Origin of the sequence: Tibeticola sp., from assembly GCF_022759015.1 — a bacterium.
GTDB lineage: Bacteria > Pseudomonadota > Gammaproteobacteria > Burkholderiales > Burkholderiaceae_C > Tibeticola > Tibeticola sediminis.
In genome coordinates this window covers 1-5,511 of record NZ_JAEMQB010000132.1, presented here as the reverse complement: position 1 = coordinate 5,511, position 5,511 = coordinate 1, and the positions used below count along the sequence as shown (strand labels likewise).

Sequence of the window (5,511 nt, the reverse complement as noted above, 5' to 3'; positions counted from 1 at the left end):
TCGATGTACCCCTCCGCCGTTTCTTTCAGTTCACGCTCGACGGCCTTCATCTGTTCGTCGATGGTCGCCGGGTCCTTGACGATGCCTTCCATCCCATCGCGGGCCAGATGCAGCAGGCGCACGCGCGCGCCGAGGTAGGCCTTGTGTTCCTGCAGCTCGGTGGCCTTCATGTCCAGCGCGATGATGCGGGACAGCGCACCCTGCGCCAGACGCTGCATGACGCGGCGTCCGACATCGAGCCGGGTCGCGGACAACGTCGCAAACGGCGCTACCAGGCGATGCCCGGAAAAGCTGACGGTGACCTGAGCGACATCCTGCATGACGGCGTCCCCATGCAATTCCATGCCCAATACGTTGCGCTCTTCCTTCTTCATGCCCAGCAGCGCGTAGGCCTCCCGGACATCGCGGTTGGCGGGATTGTCGAAGAACGCGCACAGCTCCCGGCTGCGCCCGAGACAGGCCGGCACGTCGTCCGCGGTGGCAAAGAAAGCGTTCACGCGCGGGTCGTCGCCCCAGGCTGCCCGCGTGAGCAGGACGGGATCGAGCGCGTCGCGAGCGATCGAGCGCAGGTAGGCGATGCTGTTGCGAACGCACCGCTCCAGCTTTTGCTGGTAACCGGCGCGGAAACGCACGCGCGGCTCCACGGCTTCGACGACACTCTCGATCGTCTCGGCGATCAACTGGCGGTCTACTTGACTGTCGACCGGCTGCTGAGCGCCGCCGAAGAGGGCGCCGGCTACGCGGTCGAACAGCGCGGACAAGGCCATGGACTGAAGTCGGCAGAGTCGGTACGCAGTGGACCGGCGCTCGCCCTCGCTACTCCCAACCCATCACCGGCACCCACGCGCGCAGCGTCCGCCCTTGATACAGGCGTCCTTGAATGCGCTGGGCAAGCGCTTCGGCTTTGGCGCGCGTCATCTCCATCTCGATGACCACCGAGGGCGTCCCGCTTTCGTTTGCGAGCTTGATTTTGTCCACCGGCGCGAACGGGCTGAGCGCCTCGCGAATAGCGTCCTCCGAGACGTCGTCGGGAAGGTTCCCGATCACGATACGCATGTGTTCATCCTCCATTGAAGGCTGGCATGGCTCGACATCAGATGCTCAGCGTACCGCCTTGCGCGTGGATCGGCTTGCGCTTGATCAGGCGCTACGGCCATTTGCGCTATTTTTTCGCGACGGGCTGTACCGAGACGGCCACTGCCTCGGTGTAGGTGATGTCGACGAGGTCGCCCACCTGTACTTTCTTGAGGTTCGATGGATCCCGGGCCTTGATCGTCTTCGATTTCCCGCCCGGAAGGGTCAGCGTCACGTTGCCGTTGGCGAGATCGATCCCGGTGATGGTGGCTGTCAAAGTGACCGTGCGGCCGACCTTTCCACCGGGCTTGTCGCCCGGCTTGGCGGCAGTCACGATCGTGTCTTCGCTGACGCCAGGAGTCCCTTTGCCCGCGGGCTTGACCTGCCAGGCGAGCGCTTCGGTATAGGAGACGATCACTTCATCGCCCACTCGCATTCGATCCAGGTTCTCGATTTCCTGCGGCACCTCGACGACGATCGTACCGTCTTTGCTGTCCTGCAGAGTCACTTCCCGCTGCGGCAGGTCGATCGCGGTGATTGTCGCGTGCGCCTCGAGGACGTTCTCTATTTTCCCGCTTGGCTTTTGGCTGGCGCAGCCGGCGAACATGGCCACCGCCATGACAACGGCGAAAAGCTTGAACCTCATTGCTGACTTCATCGCTGCTTCTCCTTTAGTCAATTGAACCTAAATCCGGCAATTCACTCACCGCCAAGGATTCACTTCAATACCCCCTTGAGGGGTACGCCAAGGACGCGAAGGAAAACAAGTTTATGGATTCATCAGCACCTTAACCCGTTGGGTGAGTTCGGTCAGGCATCCTAATCGCGTTCCCTTGCGTCCCTTGCGTCCCTTGCGTCCTTGGCGTCCTTGGCGGTGCAACTGCTTTTTCCGCGTTGAATAATTGCATCCGTTGCAGTTCAGCGGCTGCGCGGCATCAACGGGCTGCCACGGCCATCATACTAGGCGCCGCACTTTCAAGCGGCGTACACGATCCCGCTCTCGTTGGACGAGACCGTCGTGCCCGCTTCTCCGGCGATGATCCGGCCGAGGTCGGCCAGCGCGCCGATCGCCGCTCGTTTGCCGGTGGCCGAGACGAACCGGCACGCCGCCTCGACTTTCGGCCCCATCGAGCCGGCAGCGAACTGCATGCGGCCCAACGCAGACGGCGACGCGCGCCGGATGGCCTTCTGCGTCGGCTTGCCCCAGTCGACGTAGACCGCATCGGCGTCGGTCAGCATCACGAACAAGTCCGCGTCCAGCTCGCGCGCCAGCAACTCGGAAGCGAGATCCTTGTCGATCACGCACTCCACACCGACCAGCTTGCGCTTCGCGCCGGGCTCGTAGGTGGTGGGGATGCCGCCGCCGCCCGCTGCGATGACGATGGTGTTGCGCTCGAGCAGCCATTTGATCGGCCGCAGCTCGAAGATGCGCTTGGGCTCGGGAGAGGCGACCACGCGCCGCCACTTGTCGCCGTCCTGCTTGAACACCCAGCCTTTTTCCCTGGCGACGCGATCGGCTTCCGCCTTGGCGTAGACCGGCCCGATGAACTTGGTCGGGTTGCGGAACGCGGGATCGCCGGGATCGACTTCGATCATGGTGAGCAGGGTGGCGAACGGGCGCTCGAACGGCAGCAGGTTGCCGAGCTCCTGCTCGATCATGTAGCCGACCATGCCCTCGGTCTCGGCGCCCAGCACATCGAGCGGATAAGTCTCCACGTCGGTGTAGGCCGCGCCTTGCAGCGCCAGCAACCCGACCTGCGGGCCGTTGCCGTGGCTCAGGACGAGCTGATGTTCGTTCGCCACCGGCGCCAGCGCCTCGGCGGCGATGCGGATGTTGCGGCGCTGATTCTCGGCGGTCATGGGCTCGCCCCGCCTCAACAGCGCGTTGCCGCCCAGGGCTGTGACGACCAGCATGGCGTCAATCGCCCAACGTGGCGACGAGAATCGCCTTGATGGTGTGCATGCGGTTCTCCGCCTGCTCGAAGGCGAGGTTGTACTCCGACTCGAACACCTCGTCGGTCACTTCCAGGCCGTTCGAGATGCCGTAAGTCTCGGCGAGCTGCTTGCCCAGTGTCGTCTCGGTATCGTGGAACGCCGGCAGGCAGTGCATGAACCTGACCTGCGGGCTGCCGCTCGCCTTAATGAGTTCCATGTTGACCCGGTAGGGCAGTAGCAGCGCGATGCGCTCCTTCCAGACTTCCTTGGGCTCGCCCATCGAGACCCAGACGTCGGTGTGGATGTAGTCCACGCCCTTGACCGCCTGCCTGGGGTCGTCGGTGATGGTGAGCTTGGCGCCGTACTTATTCTCCAGTTCGCGGGCGATCGACACGAATTCATCGGCGGGCCATAGCTTCTTCGGCCCGCACAGGCGCACGTCCATACCCATCAGGCAGCCGACGATCATCAGCGAGTGGCCCATGTTGTTGCGCGTGTCGCCCATGAACGCGTACTTGATCTCGTGGATCGGCTTGTCGCTGTGCTCGCGCATGGTCATTACGTCGGCGATCATCTGCGTCGGGTGGTACTCGTCGGTCAGCCCGTTGAACACCGGCACGCCGGCGTACTTGGCGAGGGTCTCGACCCCGGTCTGGCTGGCGCCGCGGTATTCGATGGCGTCGAACATGCGCCCGAGCACGCGCGCGGTGTCCTTGAACGATTCCTTGTGGCCGATCTGCGATCCGGCCGGGTCGAGGTAGGTCACGTTCGCGCCCTGGTCGTGGCAGGCGACTTCGAAGGCGCAGCGCGTGCGGGTCGAGGTCTTCTCGAAGATCAGGCAGACCTCCTTCCCCTTGAGGTGCTCCTGCTCAGTGCGGGCGTACTTGGCGCGCTTCAGGTCGCGCGCGAGGTCGAGCAGGTAGCGGAATTCGCGCTGGGTGTAGTCCTGCACCGTCAGCAGCGAGCGGTTGCGCAGATTGAAACTCATGATCTTCTCCTCAAAGAATGTCGTACCCCCCACCCCAACCCTCCCCCGCCCTGCGGGGGAGGGGGAAGAGAGGGGTCAGTACGCCGGGTCGCGCGAGATCGGGCAGGTCATGCAATGCCCGCCGCCGCGGCCGCGACCGAGCTCCGAGCCGCGCACCGTGATCACCTCGACCCCGGCTTTGCGCAGCAGCGTGTTGGTATGCGTGTTGCGGTCGTAGGCCACCACCACGCCGGGCTCGAGCGCGACCACGTTGTTGCCGTCGTCCCACTGCTCGCGCTGCGCCTGCCAGGCGTTGCCGCCGGTCTCGACGACGCGCAGTTCCTTCAGCCCGAGCGCTTCCTTGACCACGTCGAACAGGTGCCCCTTGTCGGGATGGACCTTGACGCCGCCATCACCCGTCGGCCGCACGCTGTAGCAGCGGATCTGATCCACGACCTCCCGGAACGCGGTGCACAGGTCCCGATTGCAGAAGGTAAACACGGTATCGAGATGCATCGCGGCGCGGCTTTTCGGCATCAGGCAGCCGATCACGCGCGTGGCCCCCTTCTGCTTGAACAGTTGCTCGGCAACCTGCAAAACCGCCTGGCGCGTGGTGCGCTCGCCCATGCCGATCAGCACCACGCCTTTGCCGATGGGCATCACGTCACCGCCCTCGACGGACGACGCGCCGAACGACTCGTCCGAATCGCCCCACCAGATGTTGAAATCGCCGCCCTTGAAGCGCGGATGAAACTTGTAGACGGCGCGCTGCAGCAGCGTTTCCGGTTTGCGCGCCGGCCAGAACATCGGGTTGCAGGTGACCCCGTTATAGATCCAGCACGATGGGTCGCGCTGGAACAGGGTGTTGGGCACCGGGGGAATGAGGAAGTCGGTGCCGCCGTAGGCCTCGCTCAGCATCGTCCCCACTTCGCTCTTGGGGAGGTCGAGGATGGCGATGCCGCCGATCAGGTGCTCGGTCAATTGCTGCGCCGGCATCTCGTCGAGCCACGGGCGCACGACGCGCGCGGCGCCGCCGCCGACGTCGTTGACGGTGATGCGGCGATCGAGCACCCAGGCGCGCGCCACCTCGTCCTTCATGGTCTCGGCGAGCAGCTCATGCAGGTCGAGCACCTCGGTGCCGCGCTCGCGCATCTTGAGCACGAAGTCGTGGTGGTCCTTCTGCGCTTCCTGCACCCAGAGCACGTCGTCGAACAACAGGTCGGCTGCGTTCCCCGGGGTCAGGCGCTGATGGGCCAGCCCCGGACGGCAGACGAGCACGGTTCTCAACTTGCCGACTTCGCTGTGGACTCCGAATTTCTGCATGCCTGGCTCCCTTTGGCTATTCCGGTAGTGCGCTAAGCTGAAAGATCAGGAGCGCATCTTCGTCGGGTTTCCCGAACCACTTCGTGTACAAGTCGCCGAAATCCTCGGCCGCGAACTGCCGGCTCAGAGCCCGATCCACCACGAGGCGGAATTCTTCGTCGCCGCGCTGGAGTGGGAGGGCCAGGGGCTCGGTCGTGAAGCGGCGATCGAGG

5 protein-coding genes and 2 pseudogenes are annotated in these 5,511 nt (G+C 64.4%); all 7 read right to left on the bottom strand.

The window, feature by feature from the left end; translation table 11 throughout:
• Positions 1-767: pseudogene (locus JHC36_RS08550) on the bottom strand (hypothetical protein); the annotation flags it as partial.
• 49 nt (positions 768-816) lie between these two features.
• Positions 817-1,056: an RNA recognition motif domain-containing protein gene (locus JHC36_RS08545; RefSeq protein ID WP_287918248.1), complete on the bottom strand. Its 240-nt coding sequence runs from the start codon at positions 1,054-1,056 to the stop codon at positions 817-819.
• Between the two features lie 106 nt (positions 1,057-1,162).
• Positions 1,163-1,732: a hypothetical protein gene (locus JHC36_RS08540; protein ID WP_287918245.1), complete on the bottom strand. Its 570-nt coding sequence runs from the start codon at positions 1,730-1,732 to the stop codon at positions 1,163-1,165.
• Between the two features lie 317 nt (positions 1,733-2,049).
• Positions 2,050-2,988 carry a carbamate kinase gene (arcC, locus tag JHC36_RS08535; protein ID WP_287918243.1) on the bottom strand — a complete coding sequence of 313 codons (939 nt, stop codon included), beginning with the start codon at positions 2,986-2,988 and terminating at the stop codon, positions 2,050-2,052.
• 4 nt (positions 2,989-2,992) lie between these two features.
• Positions 2,993-3,997: an ornithine carbamoyltransferase gene (locus tag JHC36_RS08530; protein ID WP_287918241.1), complete on the bottom strand. Its 1,005-nt coding sequence runs from the start codon at positions 3,995-3,997 to the stop codon at positions 2,993-2,995.
• Positions 3,998-4,072: 75 nt separating this feature from the next.
• Positions 4,073-5,299 carry an arginine deiminase gene (locus JHC36_RS08525; protein WP_287918240.1) on the bottom strand — a complete coding sequence of 409 codons (1,227 nt, stop codon included), beginning with the start codon at positions 5,297-5,299 and terminating at the stop codon, positions 4,073-4,075.
• A 16-nt stretch (positions 5,300-5,315) separates the two neighbouring features.
• Positions 5,316-5,511, bottom strand: a pseudogene (locus tag JHC36_RS08520) (hypothetical protein); the annotation flags it as partial.

Coding starts and splice junctions, on each gene's coding strand:
- arcC (WP_287918243.1), bottom strand. CDS start 2,988: ATGCTGGTCGTCACAGCCCTGGGCGGCAACGCGCTGTTGAGGCGGGGC.
- JHC36_RS08525 (WP_287918240.1), bottom strand. CDS start 5,299: ATGCAGAAATTCGGAGTCCACAGCGAAGTCGGCAAGTTGAGAACCGTG.
- JHC36_RS08540 (WP_287918245.1), bottom strand. CDS start 1,732: ATGAAGTCAGCAATGAGGTTCAAGCTTTTCGCCGTTGTCATGGCGGTG.
- JHC36_RS08545 (WP_287918248.1), bottom strand. CDS start 1,056: ATGCGTATCGTGATCGGGAACCTTCCCGACGACGTCTCGGAGGACGCT.
- JHC36_RS08530 (WP_287918241.1), bottom strand. CDS start 3,997: ATGAGTTTCAATCTGCGCAACCGCTCGCTGCTGACGGTGCAGGACTAC.